At 68.1% G+C, this 17,817-nt stretch carries 13 protein-coding genes; 1 reads left to right on the plus strand and 12 read right to left on the minus strand.

Annotated elements, in window-relative coordinates; all coding sequences use genetic code 11:
• Nucleotides 1-9: 9 nt before the first annotated feature.
• The 6 genes from AC1DS0_RS26535 to AC1DS0_RS26560 are packed head-to-tail and all read right to left on the minus strand — an operon-like array spanning nt 10 to nt 5,733.
• On the minus strand, nt 10-876 hold the full coding sequence (locus tag AC1DS0_RS26535) for an ABC transporter permease (protein WP_476817215.1): 867 nt from the start codon (nt 874-876) through the stop codon (nt 10-12).
• Nucleotides 873-1,817 (minus strand): ABC transporter permease, encoded by a 945-nt coding sequence (locus AC1DS0_RS26540; protein WP_476817216.1) that lies wholly within the window; start codon nt 1,815-1,817, stop codon nt 873-875. Before AC1DS0_RS26540 ends, AC1DS0_RS26535 begins: the two co-directional genes overlap by 4 nt.
• Complete coding sequence (locus tag AC1DS0_RS26545) at nt 1,814-2,944, minus strand: NAD(P)/FAD-dependent oxidoreductase (protein ID WP_476817217.1); 1,131 nt, start codon at nt 2,942-2,944, stop codon at nt 1,814-1,816. Before AC1DS0_RS26545 ends, AC1DS0_RS26540 begins: the two co-directional genes overlap by 4 nt.
• On the minus strand, nt 2,941-4,341 hold the full coding sequence (locus AC1DS0_RS26550) for an FAD/NAD(P)-dependent oxidoreductase (protein WP_476817218.1): 1,401 nt from the start codon (nt 4,339-4,341) through the stop codon (nt 2,941-2,943). Before AC1DS0_RS26550 ends, AC1DS0_RS26545 begins: the two co-directional genes overlap by 4 nt.
• Nucleotides 4,338-4,634 (minus strand): (2Fe-2S)-binding protein, encoded by a 297-nt coding sequence (locus AC1DS0_RS26555; RefSeq protein WP_476817219.1) that lies wholly within the window; start codon nt 4,632-4,634, stop codon nt 4,338-4,340. Before AC1DS0_RS26555 ends, AC1DS0_RS26550 begins: the two co-directional genes overlap by 4 nt.
• Complete coding sequence (locus AC1DS0_RS26560; RefSeq protein ID WP_476817220.1) at nt 4,615-5,733, minus strand: NAD(P)/FAD-dependent oxidoreductase; 1,119 nt, start codon at nt 5,731-5,733, stop codon at nt 4,615-4,617. The genes AC1DS0_RS26555 and AC1DS0_RS26560 overlap by 20 nt, the downstream gene beginning before the upstream one ends.
• A 90-nt stretch (nt 5,734-5,823) precedes the next feature.
• On the opposite strand from AC1DS0_RS26560, the gene AC1DS0_RS26565 reads away from it, so the two are divergent.
• Nucleotides 5,824-6,747, plus strand: coding sequence for a LysR substrate-binding domain-containing protein (locus AC1DS0_RS26565; protein WP_476817221.1), 924 nt, complete (start codon nt 5,824-5,826; stop codon nt 6,745-6,747).
• Here the strand turns inward: AC1DS0_RS26565 and AC1DS0_RS26570 are convergent.
• The 6 genes from AC1DS0_RS26570 to bcsA form a co-directional block, all read right to left on the minus strand.
• Nucleotides 6,722-8,071: an MmgE/PrpD family protein gene (locus AC1DS0_RS26570; protein ID WP_476817222.1), complete on the minus strand. Its 1,350-nt coding sequence runs from the start codon at nt 8,069-8,071 to the stop codon at nt 6,722-6,724. The two genes, AC1DS0_RS26565 and AC1DS0_RS26570, sit on opposite strands and share 26 nt — an antisense overlap.
• A gap of 21 nt (nt 8,072-8,092) precedes the next feature.
• A complete protein-coding gene (locus tag AC1DS0_RS26575; RefSeq protein WP_476817223.1) occupies nt 8,093-9,643 on the minus strand; it encodes an ABC transporter substrate-binding protein in 1,551 nt (516 codons plus the stop codon).
• Between the two features lie 148 nt (nt 9,644-9,791).
• Nucleotides 9,792-11,975, minus strand: a complete 2,184-nt coding sequence (locus AC1DS0_RS26580; RefSeq protein ID WP_476817224.1) for a tetratricopeptide repeat protein — start codon at nt 11,973-11,975, stop codon at nt 9,792-9,794.
• Nucleotides 11,966-12,985 carry a family 8 glycosyl hydrolase gene (locus AC1DS0_RS26585; protein WP_476817225.1) on the minus strand — a complete coding sequence of 340 codons (1,020 nt, stop codon included), beginning with the start codon at nt 12,983-12,985 and terminating at the stop codon, nt 11,966-11,968. The genes AC1DS0_RS26580 and AC1DS0_RS26585 overlap by 10 nt, the downstream gene beginning before the upstream one ends.
• Nucleotides 12,982-15,318 carry a cellulose biosynthesis cyclic di-GMP-binding regulatory protein BcsB gene (locus tag AC1DS0_RS26590; RefSeq protein ID WP_476817226.1) on the minus strand — a complete coding sequence of 779 codons (2,337 nt, stop codon included), beginning with the start codon at nt 15,316-15,318 and terminating at the stop codon, nt 12,982-12,984. Before AC1DS0_RS26590 ends, AC1DS0_RS26585 begins: the two co-directional genes overlap by 4 nt.
• 116 nt (nt 15,319-15,434) lie before the next feature.
• Complete coding sequence (gene bcsA / locus AC1DS0_RS26595) at nt 15,435-17,618, minus strand: UDP-forming cellulose synthase catalytic subunit (RefSeq protein ID WP_476817227.1); 2,184 nt, start codon at nt 17,616-17,618, stop codon at nt 15,435-15,437.
• Between the last annotated feature and the right edge of the window lie 199 nt (nt 17,619-17,817).

Raw genomic sequence — 17,817 nt, forward strand, 5'->3', positions numbered from 1 at the left:
CCGGCGCCGTCAGCGCGACCGCGAGCGCGGATCCGAGGCATCGCGCAGCGCATCGCCGAGCAGGTTGAGCGCCAGCACCGTGACGAGGATGGCAAGGCTCGGGAAGACCGCGAGCCACCAGGCGTCGAGGATATTCTCGAAACCCTCGCGGATCATCGCGCCCCAGGTCGGCGCCGGCGGCGGCACGCCCAGCCCGATGAAGCTGAGCGAGGCCTCGGTCCGGATCGCCGAGGCCAGCCAGAGCGAGCTCATCACCACCACATCCGAAATCATGTTCGGCAGGATGTGGCGCGTCATGATCCGGAACGGGCCGCAGCCATAGGAGCGGCTGGCCTCGACGAAATCGCGCTGGCGCAGCGTGATTGTCGGCGCCCGGGCAACGCGGGCGAAGGGCGCGACCTCGGTCACCGCGATGGCGATGATCAGGTTCTCCAGGCTGGCGCCGAGCATGGCGGCGATCATCAGGCCGAGCAGCAGGCTCGGGAAGGCGAGCAGCACGTCGAGCACGCCCATGACGAGCTGGTCGAAGACACCGCCGATATAGCCGGCGAGAACGCCGATCGCGGTGCCGACCAGCATGGCGATCAGGATGGCGACGAAGCCCACGAAGAGCGAGATGCGCGCGCCGTAGATCAATCGCGAGAGCACGTCGCGGCCATAGGAATCGGTGCCGAGCCAGAATTCGGCTGAAGGCGGCTCCAGCCGCGCGACGATGTTCTGCTCGAGCGGATCATGCGGGGCGAGCCAGGGCGCGAACAGCGCGATGCTGACGATCAATGCCAGCAGCACGAGCCCGACCCAGGCGAGCCGGTTCTGCGTGAAGGCGAGCCAGAGTCCGCCTGGCTGGATCGCGACGGGGGTGTCGGCGGCGCTCATGAGTATTTCACCCTGGGATCGACGAGGCCGTAGGCGAGGTCGGTCAGCGTGTTCACGACGATCACGCAGATCGCGAAGATGATCATCAGGCCCTGCAGCAGCGTGTAGTCGCGGGCATTGAGCGCTCCGATGATCAGCTTGCCGAGGCCTGGGCGGTTGAAGATGATCTCGGTCAGGACGGAATTGCCGATCAGCGTGCCGAAATAGAGCCCGACCACGGTGATGATCGGGATCAGCCCGTTGCGCAGGGCATGGGTGACGACGAGCTGGGTCGGGCCGACGCCCTTGGCGCGGGCGGTGCGGATATAGTCCTCGGTCAGCACGCCGAGCATCGCGGCACGGGTCACGCGCATCACATAGGCGGTCATGATGATGCCGAGATTGAGCGCGGGCAGCGCCAGCGCCCGCATGCGCTCGGCGAAGCTCCCCGCGCCGCTGGTGTTGCCGAGGACCGGGAACCAGCCGAGCTGGATCGAAAAGACGATCAGCATCAGGATGCCGGAGACGAAGGCCGGGAAGGACAGGCCGACCAGCGAGACGACGCGCGAGACATAGTCGACCCAGCCATTGCGGCTGAGCGCGGCGGCGACGCCGAGCGGCAAGCCAAAGAGCAGGCCGATCGTGATGGCGGCGACGGTCAATTCGATCGTCGAGGGCAGGACGAGCAGGACTTCGCGGATGACACCGCGCCCGCTCGACAGCGACTCGCCGAAATCGCCGGTCAGGATCTTGCCGAGGAAGGCGAGGTACTGGACGTGGACCGGCTGATCGAGGCCGAGCTTCTCCCGGAGCGCGGCGAGCGAGGCGGCGCTGGCCTGGTCGCCGAGGATGACCGAAGCGGCATCGCCGGGCACGAGGCGGACCAGCACGAAGATCGCGGTCAGCATCACGAACAAAGTGGGGATGGCGAGCACTATGCGCCTGACCAGATAGCCGATCATGCCACCGCCCTTTCCTGCATCAGCCGTGCCGGTGCGAAGGCGGCGGTCTCGCGGCGCGTGCGGCCTTCGCAGATGAGGTCGGCGAGGATCGCGCCGACGACCGGGACGAGCTGGAAGCCGTGGCCGGAGAAGCCGAAGGCATGGACGAGGCCGGGCGCGTTCGGCGAGAGGCCGATGACCGGGATATGGTCACGCGTCTCAGCCTCGATGCCGGTCCAGCAGCGGGCGATGCGCACGCCGCGCACGGCCGGGAAGAGATCGCTCGCTGCCCGCGCGCCCCTCGCGAGCTGGCGGAAATCGACGCTGCTACGCTCGCGGTCGAGATCGGCCGAGCCTTGCAGGCCGCCGCCGATCACCAGCGTGCCCTGGCCCGCCTGCTTGAAGGAGAGCGCGCGACCGATGACGCTGACGACCGGGTCGAGCAGTGGCGCGAGCCGCTCGGTGACGATCATCATCGAGGCGCGGACGCCGAGCGGGATCGCATCGCCGAACAGTGCGGCGAGCCGTCCGGCCCAGGCGCCGGCGGCGTTGACGATCTGCGGCGCGCGAAAGCGGCGGTCGCCGCAGACGAGCAGCCAGTCGCCGCCTTGCCGGTCGACCGCCTCGACGCCGCGGCCCTCGGCGATGACGACGCCCTCAGCCTCACAGGCGCGGCGGAAGGCGGCGATGGTGAGGTGCGGGTCGGCAGCGCCGTCACGTCGCGCCACCAGCGCGCCGACACAATGCGGGCTCAGCGCCGGCACAAGGCGACGCAATTCGGCGACGTCGATCAGCTCCTCATGGCTGTAGCCGAGGGCGCTCGTGCGGGCCTGTCGCTCGATCAGGGCCGGCATGTGTTCGGCTTTCTCGGCGACGCGCAGCTGGCCATGGGCATGGAAGCCGCAATGGTCGCCGACGATCGTCTCGATCCGGTGCCACATCTCCATCGCCTCGAGCGAGATCGGGATCTCGGCGATGTCGCGACCGAGCGTGCGCACGCCCGCCGCCGTAGCACCGGAGGCGTGGCGGCCGGTCCAGCGCCGCTCGACCAGCGCGACCTTGCGGCCGGCGCGCGCCAGATGCAGCGCGGCGGAGAGGCCGTGCAGCCCGCCGCCGACCACGACCACGTCGAATGCGGCGTCGGTCATGCCGCCGGTTCCTGCTCGTCGAGGCTGGCGAGTTCGCCGAGCGTCACCGGCTTCAAGGGCGGCCTGATCCGGTAGAAGCCGACCTCCTCGACGGATCGGCCCTGCGTGGCGGCGACGATATGGGCCATGGAGTAGCCGCACTGCCGGCCCTGGCAGGGACCCATGCCGGCGCGGGTGAAGGCCTTGAGCTGGTTGGGGCCGGGTCGCCCCTCGACGGCGCGGGCGCGCAGCTCGCCGGCGGTGACCTCCTCGCAGCGGCAGACCAGCGTCTCGTCCGGCGGCGCATAGAGCTGTGGGCGCGGCGCGTAGAGCGCGTTGAGGAAGGGCCGTAGCGCGAGCGCGCTGGAGAGGGCGGCACGCTCCGGTGCTGCGGCCGTTTCGGCAGTGCCGGCATCGAGCCGGCCGAGCTTTGCCGCTATCCGCAGCGCCGCGAGCCGTCCGCGCGGCTCGGCCGCCTCGGCTCCGCCGATGCCGCCGCCGTCGCCGGCGACGAAGATGTTGGCTTGCGAGCTCTCGCCCCAGGCGTCGAGCACCGGGACATAGCACTGCTGGCCGGTATGCCAGCTGACGGCGCAGCCGAGCGCGAGCGGCGCATGGATGTTCGGCACCACGCCTTCATGGACGAGCAGCACCTCGGCGGGAACCTCGGCCTCGCGGCCGTCTTGCGTGCGGTAGCGTAGGCGCTGGAGGCAGCCCTCGCCTTCGGCGCGCAGCTCGGCGACATGGCGGGTGATCGGAACGCCGGCCCGGCGCAGCGCCAGCGACCAGGACAGGCCTTTGATGAGATCGCCCAGGCGTCCGAGGCCTTGCGGCAGATGACGCAATGCAGCTCCGATACGTCCGCGCGGGGTGGTGTCGAGGAAGCCGGCGATACGGCCTCCCGCAGCCAGAAGCTGAGTCATGTAGAGCAGCGGCAGCGGCCCGCAGCCGGCGATCCACACCGGCTTCTCCGGCACGGAATCGGCGGTCTTCAGTAGGATCTGCGCGGCGCCGACCGTCAGCACGCCCGGCAGCGTCCAACCGGGGAAGGGCGCGGGCCGCTCCTGCGCGCCGGTGGCGAGGATGATCGCCTCTGCCGTCACGGTCCGGGCCTTGCCGCCTCGCGTCACGAAGGCGCGGAAGCCCGGCTCGATCTGCCAGAGCTGGCTTTCCGGCTCGTAGAGCGCGCCGCAGGCGCGGAAGGCCGCGGCGCGTTCAGCGCCGGACAGGTAGCTCTCGCCAAGTCGCTTGGCGCGCGGTGTCGCGGCGACGGTCTCGATTCCCCGCCAGATCTGGCCGCCGGGCGCCGGCTGGTCGTCGACGACACGGACAGAGAGACCGTGGCGGCGGGCGGTGACGGCCGCAGCCATGCCGGCCGGGCCGGCGCCGACGATCAGCAGATCAGTGTGCTCGCTCATGCCGACAGGCTCCTGCGGCCGTGCTGGCGGGCGATGCGCATGCCGTTGGCGACCGGCGTCAGGCAGCTCTGGACCGAGCCCTGGCCGTCGATCTCGACCAGGCACTCGAAGCAGACGCCCATCATGCAATAGGGCGCGCGCGGACTCTGCGAGACCGGCGTGGTCCGGCTCCAGCTTTCCTGCTGGCGCAGCAGCACGGCGGCGACGCTCTCGCCGAGCTCGGCGATGACGGGGCGCCCGTCGATGAAGATGGTGACCGCCTGCGGCCCCGGATCATGCAGCTTGCGGAACATCGAACCGACTCTGGTGGAAGGGAGAAAACCGCTCGGGCAGGCTGCCCGCGGCGATGGCCGAGGCGAGGTCCTCGGCGTGGAAGGCGGCGAGCGTCACGCCGGAATGGCAGAGCGCGACGAAGGCGCCGGGATGGCTCTGCGACTGCGCATAGATCGGGTAGCTGTCCGGCGTCATGATGCGCAGGCCGGCCCATTGCCTGACGAGGCCGACCTTGGCGAGCGCCGGGATGATCTGCACCGTCTTGCGGCTGAGCCGCGCCGCTGCCTCGCCGGTGGTGGAGACGTCGAACCCGGGATCGTCCTTGGTGGCGCCGATCATCACCGTGCCCTCGCCGGTCTGGCGCAGGCCGCTCGCCGGCAGCGGCAGGAAGGGGGCGAGCCGTTCGGTGACCAGCACCTGGCCGCGCTCCGGGCGTAAGGGCACGTCGAGCCCGACCTGACGGGCGAGTTCTGGCGAGCCGAGACCGGCAGCGATGACGATGCGCGGCGCTATAAGCGTCTCGCCATCGAGCACGAGCCTGAAATCGGTCCCGGAGCGCTCGATCCGCTGGACCCGGGCACAATGGCGCAGTGCTCCGCCATGACGGAGGACCCCGGCATGCAGCGCGGCCAGCAATCGCAGAGGATTGGCATGCCCGTCGCGTCGGCCGAAGCTGGCGCCGGCGACATCCGGACCGAGCGTCACCTTGGGCAGCAGCCGCTGCAGCGCCTGGCGGTCGAGCATTTCCCAGTCCGGTTCTCCGTCGCCGCGTTGGTTATGGAGACGCAGCAGGTCGAGCTTTCGCTTCTCGAAGGCCTTCTCGCCCACGCAGAAGGCGAGGCCGCCATTCTGCTCATAGGCGAGATCGACTGCCGTCTCTGTCTCCAATTCCTCTGTGAAACCGCGCCAGAGCGAGATGCTGTCGCGGGTCAGGGCCTGGTAGGCCGGCATGCCCAGGCCCTTTCCTTGCAGCCAGACCAGCCCGAAATTCGCCCGTGCCGCACGGAAATCCCCGTCGTCTCCGTCGAGGAGCAGCACATTCTCCTGCTTGCGGGTGAGGCCGTAGGCGATGGCGGCGCCGACCGTTCCCCCTCCGATGACGACGATGTCCGGTCGCATGAAAATCCCTCGTTGGCTTTGACGTTAGGGAGCGACATTGTATTTCGTCAAAGTCGTTTTTCTCTGCACTCTATTCCCAGAGGTTATGTCATGGTGAGGCGGCTCAACCTGCGCCAGGTCGAAGCCTTCAAGGCGGTGATCGAATACGGCACCGTCAGCCGCGCCGCCGAGATGATGAACGTCTCGCAGCCGGCGATGAGCAAGCTGATCGCCCATCTCGAAGAGGATACGGCCCTGCGCCTGTTCGACCGGGTCAAGGGCCGGCTGGTGGCGACGCGGCGCGGCATGCGGCTCTATGAGGAGATCGATCGGATCTTCGCCGGCGTCCGCCAGGTCGAGAACGCGGTCGAGGCGATCCGCCGCGATGAGCAGAGCCGTCTCCTGATCGGCGTGATGCCGGCGCTCTCCGGCTCCTTCATCCAGGAGGCGACCTCGCGCTTTCTCGCCAGGCAGCCTGGCGTGTTCTGCTCGGTCCAGTCGCGCAGCTCGCAATGGATCTCCGACGCGCTCGTCACGCACAGGCTCGATGTCGGGCTGATCATCGCCCCGGTCGACAATCCCTATGTCGCCGCCGAGCCGATGATGGGCCATCCGGTGGTCTGCATCCTGCCGCTCGGCCATAAGCTGACGGAAAAAGAGGTGATCACCCCGCGCGATCTCGCTGGCGTCCCCTTCATCTCCTTCGACCCGGAAAGCCATACCCATCGCAGCATCAGCCGGGTGCTGGAGGGCCATGGTGTCGTGCCGGAGGTGGTGATGATCGCGAACGTCTCGCCGACGCTCTGCGAGTTCGTCGCGGCCGGTGTCGGCGTCTCGCTGGTGCATCCACTGATCGTCGGTGGCCTGCGCGACAAGATCGCGATCCGGCGCTTCGAGCCGGAGTTCCAGCTCGACTTCCAGCTCTGCCGCAACCGCGACAGCCGCAATGCCCGGCTGGTCGCCGCCTTCCTGGAGAGCGCGCGCGAGGCGGCGGCGGAGATCTCGCGGACTATCCTGACGCCGAATCCAGCCTGATCGTCGCGAGCGCGTCGAGCAGCGGTGCGTGGTCGCCGTTGCGGAGCCGGTTGCAGGCCGCGATCAGTGTGTCCTGCTGGGCTGGCGTCGCGGCAAAGCGGCCCGCCTGACGCAATTTGTCTTCGAGATCAGCCCAGGAGGGCGGCGCGCTTGCCTCGCCGCGCGATGCAGTCACGGGTGAGGTGAGCGCGGTCCCCTTGCTGCGGACGGTCACGCGCGACAGCGTCTCCGCCGGAAAGCGGGCATCGAGTTCGGGGTCGAGGCGCAGCAAAACTCTCTGCGCCAGCGAGACTAAATCCGGGCGCCCCATCGCCGAAGGTGTCAACGGCAGCAGGGCGCCGGGTCCGTCGATCGCGACCAGCGCGAGGCAATAGGGGATGCTGAACTGGATGTCGGTGAAGCCGCTGGGCTCCGGCCGGTTGGCGATCCGCAATGCGCCGGCATAGGTCGCGACCTCAATCGACTCGATGCCATCAGGCGCGAGGTGGTGCTCTGCGACGAGGCCGAGCAGCGCCTCGACCGGCGCATGCACATGCCGGCAGCAAGCGTGGAACTTCATGTAGTTGCGGGCGATGTAGCACTGTCGGCCGAGGCCCTCGGCAAGCCCTTCCAGCCGGAAATGCTCGGGCTGGTCGAGCAAGGCGAGCGGTCCGCTATGACTGGCCTCAGCCAGGAGCAGCGCATTGACCGCGGTCGCGCTCGACCAGGCGATGCCTTCCTTGACGTCGTTGCCCTCTTGCGCAGGAAACAGTGGGCCAGCGCCGGCATGGAGCTGGTTCGGCGCGCTGATGCCGGCGATGGCGAAGGCGTGGGCCATGACGTCCGGCGGAGTCCGCCTGAGAGAGCCCAAGGCCGCGACGACGCCGTAACCCGACCACATCCCGGTATTGGCGTAGAAGCGCCGTGCCGCCCCGACAGCGACGCCGACCTCGTAACCGATCACGATCGCCCGCAGCAGCTCTTCCGTCGTGGCGCCGATCTCCTCTGTCGCCGCGAGGGCCGCCGGAATGATCGCCGCGCCGGGATGGCCCCGTGCGATACGGTGGCCGTCATCGAGATCGAGCGCTGCCGCAGCGGAGGCGTTGCACCAGACCGCGCCGGCGAGGCCGGCGCGCTGCCCGGTGAACCAGACCGGCAGGGCGCCGCCGGCCATCGTCGCAGAGGCGACCTGCCGGACCGCGCGCGATCCCGGCGCATCGACGCCGGGAAGCGCCGCGGCGACGAGGTCGAGCACGGCGCGGCAGGCGGCTTCCCGCAGATCCTCAGCCAGCTCTTGTTCACGCGCCTCGGCGACATAGGCTGCGAGCCGGCGTACGGTTTCCACGAGTGGACCCTTAGCTAGCGATCAGCGGGCCTTCAGCGTCGTCGCTTCGGTGATCGGCGGGGCGAGGTTGAGCGCGCCCTTCAGCTCGTAGCCGAAGTCGAGCTTGCCGCTGCGGGCCCAGACCTGGCGCAGCTCGAACAGCGGGATCGCGCAGACATCATCCATGATCTTGCGCTGCGCCTCTTTCCAGAGCGCCTTCTGCGCTTCGGCGCTCGGTGCCACCCTGGCCTCCTCGATCTCCTTGTCGGCGATGGCGCAGTGCGAGAAGTTCGTCGCCGCGGTCGGGGTGTTGACGGTCGCGCGCGAGTGGAAGAACTCGCTAAGATAGGTGTCGGCGATCGGAAAGCGTGCCGCGCCATAGAAGACGAGCCCGCTCAGGTCCTTGCGGCTCTGGCTCTGATAGGTCGCGTGGTCGACGACCTGCATCTCCAGCTTGATCCCGGCCTTGGCGAGCTGTGCCTGGATGATCTCCATGAAGGGCTGCTGCGCCGAGATGTTGGAGACGATCGCCTTGATGGTGATGCCGTCCTTGTGACCGGCCTCGGCCAGTAGGGCCTTGGCCTTGGCGAGGTCGAAGCCGTAGCGAACCGTGCAATCCTCGCCGAGATAGCCGGGCGGCACGATGGAGCAACCCTTGGGACCGACATCCTTGCCGACGAAGCGCACGAGATCGTCGACATTGACCGCGGCGGCGATGGCGCGGCGCACGCGGATGTCGTCGAGCGGCGGCTGGCTGCGGTTGATGTGCAGCAAGCGGTATTCGCCGGGCTGGAAGATCTCGACATTGAAGCCGGGGCGCTTGCGGGCGGAATCGACCCAGCGCTGCTCGCGCTTGCCGTAGAACAGATCGAGCTCGCCGGAGGTGAAGGCGAGTTCGCGCGCGCTGTCCGAAGGGATCGCCCGCATCATGATCGTGTCGATCTTCGGCTTGCCGCGGAAATAGTCGGGGTTGGCGGCGAGCTTCACATATTGCTGCGTCACCTGCTCGACGAAGGTGAACGGGCCGGTGCCGACCGGCTTGGCGCCGTAGCGGTCGCCCAGTTCTTCGCCCGCCTTGCGGCTGACGATGTTGCCGCCATGATAATTGGAGACGCGGCCGAGGAAGTTGACGTCCGGATATTTCAGCGTGACGCGGACGGTGAGGTCGTCGACCTTCTCCACCTTGTCGATCGCCGAGAAATCCGAGGAGAAGGTCGAGCGCTTGGGATCGGCGGAGCGCTGCAAGGAATAGACGACATCGTCGGCATTGAGCGTGCCCCAGTCGCCATGGAACTTGACGCCCTTGCGTAAGTGGAAGGTCCAGACCTTGCCGTCCGGCGAGGTCTCCCAGCGCTCGGCGAGATCGGGCTCGAGGTCCTTGGGATCGGCGCTGCCGGGCTTGAAGCGGACGAGGCCGTTATAGAGCCAGCCGACCAGCGCCTTGTCGTCGGTCGCGCTGGCGCGGTGGGCATCGAGCGTGGAGACATTGCTGGCGCCGGAGCTGACGCGGAGGACCGTCTCCTCGGCCAGTGCCTGCCCGTGCAAGCCCGCAACCAGCATCAGGCCCGCAAGCCCGGCGGCATGCATCTTCATCGCTTTGTCCCCTCTTCGCTTGTTGGTGCGATAGTGGGGACGGCCAACCCAGTCTGTCCAAGTCGAAATCGGGTATGGGGTATTCTGCAGGGTTATGGCGATCGTTGTGCGCGCTGCGCCATCACCAGGCCGCGAGGCGGGTTGGAGCTCAGTAGCGATTGCGCTGGGTGATGTCGCGGATCGCGGTCAGGCCGGACATCGCCTGCGGCGAGCCATTGGCGCGGTAGAGCGCCTGGAAGACCTGCGCAGCGTCGTCGAAGCGGCCGAGATTGAAATACGACCAGCCGCGCATCAGCATCAGATCGGTGCTCTCGGAGGCATAGCGCGCCCGCTCGCCGAGCGTGATCAGAGCGCTGTTGTAATCCTTGGCGTCGTACTGGGCATAGAAGCGCTCTGAGAGCAGCAGGGTCTGGAGCTCCTTGCGGCGTGCCGGCGGCAGGTTGGCACCGGCTGCTGCGGCGCTGGCTTCGCCCGTCAGTCCTTGCTGGATTTTCGCATAGGCCTTGCCCGCGGCAGCGTCGGCGGCGACCTGGGCGTTGCCGCTGCGCTGGGCGGCGTCGAAGGCTTCGGCCGCAGCTGCCGGCCGCTTCAGGTTGAGCAGGCACCAGCCGCGCTGCAGCGCGGCTGCTCCACCTGCACCCGAGCCGCAGGAGCCGTTGCGCGGGCGCTCGGCTGCCGGGCGCCGCGTCACCGCCGCAGCGGGAATGTCGTCTTCGTGGCGCATGGCCGGCGCGGGCTCGGCCCGAACGACGCGGCGTGGCGCCCGCTCTGCCGGCTCGGGTATCGGGGCTGTCCGTGCGGTCGGGGGTGTTTCCGGGAGCGGTCGAATTTCCCGCTCCTGGGCTGGGGGCCGCCTGCGCGCCGGGTTCAGCAGATCGGCGATGCGCGGCGAGCGACTGCGCCATTCGGCGATGATGGCACGCACCCCAGCCAGGTCGCGCAGGCGCTGATGCACCAGAGCGAGGCCATAGGCAGCCGGCTCGTAGTTGCGATCCCAGGCGAGAGCGGTCTCGAACCAGGTTTCGGCCGGGGCGATCTGGCCGGAATTATAGGCGTACCAGCCGAGACCGGCGCCGCCTGGTGCATAGCGATCGACGCCGACCGTCCGCGCGATGCGCTCGACGACGGCGCGCTCGAGCCGCGGCGCCGGCTCCTGCGCGATCAGCGCGGTCGCGACGTCGAGATAGGCTTTCCGGTTCGCCGGGCCGGCTTCGAGCCATTGCGCGCCGAGCGTCTCCGCGTCCTGGTATTTCTGCTGTGCGCCGAGCGCGAGCACCGCTCCTTCCGCCGCCTTGGCGCCGCCATTGCGCGCCAGCGCGGTCTGGAACCAGGTCACGGCCTTGGCCGCATCGTTGTGGCGGAAGAAATAGAAGCCGAGCAGGGTCGGATCATCCGGCGTCGTCGCCGCATTGGCGAGCGCCTCGATACGGCGGAGCTCCTCGGGCGTCGCGGTCAGGGTCGGCTCTTCGGCGGCCTTGCCGATATGGCGCCGGGCGATCTCGTCGCGAATGCTCGAGAACTCGTTCTGCTTCTCCTGCGCCAGCAAGGGGCTGACCAAAGTCTCGGGCAGGCTGGCGAGCGCCTTCTGCATGGTGCCGACGCGCTCGGTCGGGTTGGTGCAGTTGGTCAGCACATAGGCATAGGCGTCGCGCGCCCGCTCCGGCACGCCGGTCTGGACGAAGGCCTCGGCCACGCGCCAGAGCGCGTCGACATTGGTGCAGGTCAGCAGCGCCGGCGCTTCGGTGCCGATCCTGATCACCTGCTCCCATTGCTTGGCGTTGGAGGCATTGACCAGGCGCAGGCCGGCCTCGGCCCGGTCGAGCTGGGCGATAAGGTCGGCGGGGGCCTGCCAGTTCGGATCGGTGCTGCTGCGCTGGGCGATTCCCGCGCGCGCCTCGCCGAACTTGCCCTCGGCGAACAGTTTCCAGACGCGCTCCAGCTCGGGATCGCCGGCGGGCAGCGACGAATTCAGATCGGTCGGCGGCTTCCATTCCGGATAGAGCGCGCGCAGCCGGGCGAGTTCCGCCTCGTAACGGCGAGTCTCGCCCTGGCTGGCGAAATAGCGCAATGCCGTCTCGTCGACCTTCTGCGGTGGTCCCGGCGGTGACACAGCCCGTCCCGGCGCTGCAGGGGCTTGGGCCAGTTCGGTCTCCAACTGACCGGCCGCGGCCGGTTGTGACGGCGGCGTTGGTTCGGTCTGCGTCTCGGCCTGCGCCTGCTGGACAGCCGGTAGCGGGGCTTCCGGCCAGCTGAGGTCATGGCCATAGCGGCCCAGCCCGTAGAAGGCGGCGCTCGAGGCTGCGACGGCGATCAGCACGGATTTCACATGCATTGCGGATACCTCTCGCTGAGCATCGAGAGGGCAAGCAGATGCAGCGTCGACGGGTAGTAGAGCGTCGGCTGGAAGGTCTTCAGCTCGGTTGGGACAGGGGTGCGGTCAAGCGCACAGGCCATGGCGGCGGCCAGGATGCGATAGCCGGCATCGGGCAGCGGTTCCGCCGGCTTGCCGCTCGGCACGTCAATCACCGCTGTGCCATTGGCCCAGGCCTGGCGGAAAGGTTCGAGGCGTTGCTTGTCGCCAAGGCCGGCCCGCAGGAGATAGAGCGGGATGCGCAGCGCGTTGTAGCCGAACTGCGGCGGAAAGCCCTCGGCAGGCTTTGGCTCGCCCTTAAGCGAGAGCCAGTCGGCCGCCGGAACCTTCCGCTTGGCGAGGTCGTCGAGCAGCTTCAATCCGCTGGCCTGCACCTGCATCCAGCTCTGGTCGCCTGTGAGCCGGGCGAGGACGGGGAAGCTCTCGAACACCCAGTAGGACGGATTGATCACAGGCCCGTCCGGCCGCTCCTGCTCGGAAAAGCCCTTCGCCGCCGGCATCAGCCAGGTTTCGCTGCCACGCTTCAGGAGTGCCACCTTGGCCAGTGACCGGGCGATCTGGCGGGCCGCGGTGGTGTAGGCCGGCATCGACCAGCGCGTGCCGGCGCAGGTGAGGGCTTCTGCGATCAAAAGGTCGCCGTCGCTGGCATTGTTGATGTCTGTGACCCGAGGCGTCGCCTTCGGGTCCCAGCGCCAGGCGGCGAGGCCGTCGTCGCGGATCAGGAGCTCGGTCCGGGTGAAGGAGAGGATGCTGGCGAAGCTGCTGCGATCGCCGGCGAGGCAGGCCAGCAGCAGGCCGTAGCCCTGGCTCTCGCTGTGGCTGATACCGCCATTGGCGTCGTCGATGACGCGCCCCTCGGAGGTGACGAATTTCTGCCGGTAGAGCTCCCACGCGCCGGCGGGGAGGGCAGCCTGAGCGCCGGAGGTGAGGCTGAACAGCATGGCGGCCAGGGTTGCGCGAAGCCGTTTCATGATCGCCTCCCCAACCGGCCGAGCATCAGGAAGGTTCCGATGCCGAGGCCGATGCAGGCTCCCAGCAGGGTCAACGCATAGATGCCGATATTGCTCGACATCCAGTTGGCGAAGACGAGGCGCATATTGGCCAGGCTGAACGCCCGGGTCATGACGAAGGTCGTGCTGTCCGCCGAGAGGACGTGATTGTCCTGCCCGCTGCGGAAAGCGGTGAGCTTGCCGGCCATCCCGGCCCAGTTGCCGGGGGTCACGAGCCTGTCGACGCTCTTCTCCAGCGCCTCCTCCTGGCGCACGACGAAGGCGGTCCAGACCTGCCTGGTGTCGGGGTCGCTCGCCTGTGCGGCGATCAGTTCGGCTCCTTCGGCCGGCTCATAAAGCGTGGGTGCACGCGTGGGTGTGCGCAGCTGGGCGAAGGAGAGATCGAAGGTGCGCTGCAGCCATCGGTCGAAGCTGATGAAATAGCGCGCGAGGGGGCCGCCGAACGAGCCGCGCCAGCGATCGCGGGTCGCCTCGGTGCTCGGCGCGACGCCACCGGAATCTTCCGGCGTCGTCTGCCGGCCCTGGAAGCGGTTGATCACCGCATCGAACACGGCCGTGCCCTCGGTCTCAGGCACGAGGACGACTGCGTCTGCGCGCTGCGGCCAGGTGTTGCGGACATTGTCGGCGATGCCGATGCGCGGCAGCAATCCAGCAGGCATCTGGCCAGCGGCGCCCACGATCAGGGCGGGGCGGTTGCCGATGGCGGCGGCACTGCCGATGACATCGACCGGGAGCGGCCGGTCGGCGCGCTGGGCGAGCCTTGCGAGCAGGGTCGCAGCGGCGCTCAGGTTGGGGATGTCCAGGCGGCCGACGAGCAGGGCGATCTGGGCGGTGATCGAATAGGGAAAACCGGTTCCCGCCACTGCCGCCAGATTGGGGCTGACGCCGATCTTGGCGAAGTTCGGGATCGCCAGAGCCGTGGTGTCGAACAGCGCAAAGCGGTTCTTTCCGGGCAATGTCGCGCCCGGTCCACAGGCGAGGTCGGACCTGGCCGGCGTCACCGCCTCGAACCAGATCTCATTGATGCCAGGTCGGAAGTGCCTGAGCGGTACCGTGATCGGGGTTTGCTGGAAGAGACCTCCGCTTGTCGTATTGAGCGGCACGGTCGCGGCGACATTGCCGTTGACGAAGATCTCGATATGGCTGTCGCCGGGCAGGACCTCGGAATAGGCGCCGTCGAGATAGAGCGTCGCCTCGCCATAGGCGTTGGCGTAGAAATCGCCCGGCATCGCAAGGACGGCGCGTACGCGCATGCGCCGCCCCGAGGATTCCTGCGTCGCAATCCCAAGTTCCGAGAAGCGCAGCACCTGACTGTCGGAGATGAATGGCGCATCGGGGACGTGCCAGCTCGCCGTAGCCATCGTCTTGCGGTTGATGTTGGTCGGCCGGGAGACCGGCCCGGTCAGGAGCCTGGCGATGGTCGCCTCGAGGTCTTGCCAGCTCTCTCCAGTGACGAGCAGGGCGGCGGGTCCGAGCTTCGGATGCGTCGTGAAGCCGACGAAGCTGCCGACGCCAGCCTCCGCGGGCAAGGTGCCGATGAGCTCGCGCAGCTCCTTGCTCGTTCCGAGCAGGACGGTCAGCATCCCCGGGCGGACCCTGTCGGGCAGCCGCTCGGAGATCCGAACCGCCGTCTGGCTGTAGCGACCGCGCAGCGCGACGCCTTGAGCCACGGCAAGAATGCTGTTTGCGGCAACGGCACTCGCCGCGCCCGGCGCGGCGATATGGATGGTCGTCTGCCCGGTCTCGTCGGTACCGACTGCTGGCAGGTCATCGATGCTGCGCAGCCGCGATTGCTGTGCCGGGTTCCTGAAGCTGAGCCGCGTGCCGGCGCCGTCGATGCGCGTCCACAACTCATAGGTGGAGGCGATCGTGCAGTCGGTGCGGTGGCGCTGCACGGCCTCGAAGCGGATCGTGTTCTGGCCGGGCCTGAGAAGCCCTTTGCGGATCGCGGTGGAGGTTCGCTTCAGGCGATCGGAGGAGGCGATCGGCGCTTCCATGATGCGCTCGCCATTGATGCGCACCGTCAGGCGCGAGGCCTCCGGCATCACGACCAGCGCATTCTGGAAGGCGATGTCGAGATTGAGGTCGGCGCCGGCCTCGTCCTGGGTCAGGTAAAAGGCCCAGCTGCGTGCATCGCCTTCACCTTCGAGCATGACGCGGGCGGCCGGCAGCAGCGGCTTGAAGGCGAAGCTGGCGGGAATGGCTGGCGTCGCTGCTGCCGGTGCCGGCTCTGCCTGCGGTTTGGGTTCCGCCTGGCGGGCGGACGGAGGTTGCTGGGCCGGAGGGGCAATCATGAACGGCGCCGGCCCGGGCGGTGGGGTTGGCTGGGCCTCCTGCGCCCAGGGCGCGGAGCCCGGGTTCAGGATCGGAAGAGCTGCCGCCGCGGCCAATATGGGCAGGAGGCGCGTTCTCATTCCGCTGCCTTCCGCGTAGGATTGGAACGCGCAAAGCGGGCGAGGCCAAAGAAATAGGACAGGCCACGGCTGGTCTGGAACAAGGCGAGGCGCAGGAAGCGCAAGGTGCCGTAGATGACGCCCATGTTCTGGCGCCGCGCCTTCTGGAAGCTGCTCCAGATCCCGGCGTCCGAGAAGGCGAGATCCGCGATGATCCGGCTGTGCAGCGGCTCGCTCGGCTCGTAGCGGCAGCCGAGCACCAGCCCCTTCTCGTCCGAGGCGTGGCGGACGACGCGCACGGGCAGAGCCCCGGAGGGCATTGCGATCGAGGTCTGGAAGGTGATCTCGCCCGTGCTGTTCACCGGCAGCTTGTCGAAGCTCTTGGACAGGACCCGCACGGCGACGCCATCGACGGAGACGTTCTCGGTGATGATAGGCGCGGTCCGGCCGTCGATGCTGATCTCGCCGCGGCGCTTCACCGGGAAACGGCGGGCGCCGCGCCCTTCCGGCCGCTCCGAGACCACGCCGAGGGCGCAACCGGCCATCAGCAGGTTGAGGATGTTCCAGAGCCCGACCACGAGCGTGGTGTCGGCATTGTAGGGCTGGGCGATGGTGCGCCAATAGGTGGCGACGACGCCGAGCGCCAGCACGGCGAAGATGATGAAGAAGGGCAAGCCGAGCTCGGAGATACGACGCGTTCCGAGCTCCTCGCTCTTGGCGGTGACCTTGAAGGTCGGCTTGCCCGGGTTGATCAGGACCGAGATCACTGCCGGTAGCAGGTAGACCGACTGGATGAATTCGTAGAGCTCGGAGATCCACGGCCAGCGATAGCGGCCATAGAGGTAGTTCTGCATCATCAGGTTCACCGCCATGTAGCTGAACACATAGGCGATGAACTCGGCGCCCGAGGCGGTGAAAATCTCCAGCCCGAAGAACAGGTAGAACAGCGGCGCCACCAGGAAAGTCAGGCGCACGAACGGGAACAGCCAGAACAGGGCCGAGGACGAGTAGCACAGGCGCTGCGGCAGCGAGAGACCGCTTTTCAGCATCGGGCGGTGGTAGATCAGGATCTGCATCATGCCCTGCGCCCACCGCGAGCGCTGGCCGATGAAGCTCGCGAAGGTCGCGGGCTGGAGCCCGGCAATCAGCGGCTTGTCGACATAGATGCTGTTCCAGCCGGTGGCGTGCAGGGTGATCGCGGTCTCGGCATCCTCGGTGATGCTGCGGCCTGAGAAGCCGCTGGTCGTCTGCAGCGCCGTGCGGCGCAGCACTGCGGCCGAGCCGCAGAAGAACGAGGCATTCCACTTGTCGAGACCGCGCTGGATGATGCCGTAGAACATCTCGTTCTCGGACGGCATCGCCTTGAACGTCCTGAGATTGCGCTCCAGCGGGTCGGGATTGATGAAGAAATGCGGCGTCTGGACGAGGAACAGCTTCGGATCCTCGCCGAAATAGCCGATCGTCTCGGTCAGGAAACTGCGCGCCGGCGCGTGGTCGGCGTCGAAGACGACGACGAGATCGCCGCTGGAATTGGCAAGGCCGTTGTTGAGGTTGCCGGCCTTGGCGCTGACATTGCGCTCGCGCGTCAGATAGGTGCAGCCGAGCCCGCTGCAGAGCGTCTGCAACTGCGCACGGCGTTCCCGTGCGGCGCTGGCCGCGACGAAATTGTCAGCGTTGCATTTCTCGTCGGTGCCGCCATCGTCGAGCAGGTAGACCGTGAGGCGGCCGGCCGGATAGTCCATGGCCAGCGCTGCCGACAGCGTCGTCGCCAGCAACTCTGGCTCCTCGTTGTAGGTGGGCACGAAGACATCGACGGTTGGAGCGTCGGCGGCGATCGGCGGGGCGGTCTTGCGTCGCGGCAGCGGCATCGCCACGACGAACAGGCTGAGAAACAGCATGCCGATATTGTAGAGCTCGGCCAGATAGAGGATCAGCCCGGGAATGAAGTCCTCGAGCTGGTTGATCGGGGGCAGCGTGCTCGTCGTGCGCCAGTAGACATAGCGCAGCACCATCGCCGTCCCGAGGCCGAGCGCGATCAGGCGCCAGACCCCGTAGGGACGCAGGAATTTGAGCAGGATCATCGCCCCGACCACGATCGTCCCGGCGATCAGATGCGCCTGCAGGCTGATCGGCAGCGTGATCAGCGCCACGACCACGGCCGTGGCGATCGCCCAGAAGATAACGTAGATCGCGGTTCGCATCGGCTCTCGGGACGCTTCGCTGTCTCAGGGTGTCGTGGGTGGCGGTGGAACGGTCGGATATCCCTCCAGCCGCTTGTCGGGGACGGGCTGCGTTTCTTGGAAGCGATCGGCGTCGATCCGAGGCGCCCGCGCCGGCCGCGGCCGGGCGSCGCGCCGCGGCCCCGGCGCGTCCACGGCCGACACCTGCCGCACCCGGCAG

This window comes from Allobosea sp. P4_H5 (genome assembly GCF_056400825.1).

Bases quoted from the DNA above. Each gene is read 5' to 3' on its own strand.
- AC1DS0_RS26560 (WP_476817220.1), bottom strand. From the start codon at position 5,733: ATGCGACCGGACATCGTCGTCATCGGAGGGGGAACGGTCGGCGCCGCC.
- AC1DS0_RS26585 (WP_476817225.1), bottom strand. From the start codon at position 12,985: ATGAAACGGCTTCGCGCAACCCTGGCCGCCATGCTGTTCAGCCTCACC.
- AC1DS0_RS26555 (WP_476817219.1), bottom strand. From the start codon at position 4,634: ATGTTCCGCAAGCTGCATGATCCGGGGCCGCAGGCGGTCACCATCTTC.
- bcsA (WP_476817227.1), bottom strand. From the start codon at position 17,618: ATGCGAACCGCGATCTACGTTATCTTCTGGGCGATCGCCACGGCCGTG.
- AC1DS0_RS26590 (WP_476817226.1), bottom strand. From the start codon at position 15,318: ATGATTGCCCCTCCGGCCCAGCAACCTCCGTCCGCCCGCCAGGCGGAA.
- AC1DS0_RS26575 (WP_476817223.1), bottom strand. From the start codon at position 9,643: ATGAAGATGCATGCCGCCGGGCTTGCGGGCCTGATGCTGGTTGCGGGC.
- AC1DS0_RS26550 (WP_476817218.1), bottom strand. From the start codon at position 4,341: ATGAGCGAGCACACTGATCTGCTGATCGTCGGCGCCGGCCCGGCCGGC.
- AC1DS0_RS26580 (WP_476817224.1), bottom strand. From the start codon at position 11,975: ATGCATGTGAAATCCGTGCTGATCGCCGTCGCAGCCTCGAGCGCCGCC.
- AC1DS0_RS26565 (WP_476817221.1), top strand. From the start codon at position 5,824: ATGGTGAGGCGGCTCAACCTGCGCCAGGTCGAAGCCTTCAAGGCGGTG.
- AC1DS0_RS26545 (WP_476817217.1), bottom strand. From the start codon at position 2,944: ATGACCGACGCCGCATTCGACGTGGTCGTGGTCGGCGGCGGGCTGCAC.
- AC1DS0_RS26540 (WP_476817216.1), bottom strand. From the start codon at position 1,817: ATGATCGGCTATCTGGTCAGGCGCATAGTGCTCGCCATCCCCACTTTG.
- AC1DS0_RS26535 (WP_476817215.1), bottom strand. From the start codon at position 876: ATGAGCGCCGCCGACACCCCCGTCGCGATCCAGCCAGGCGGACTCTGG.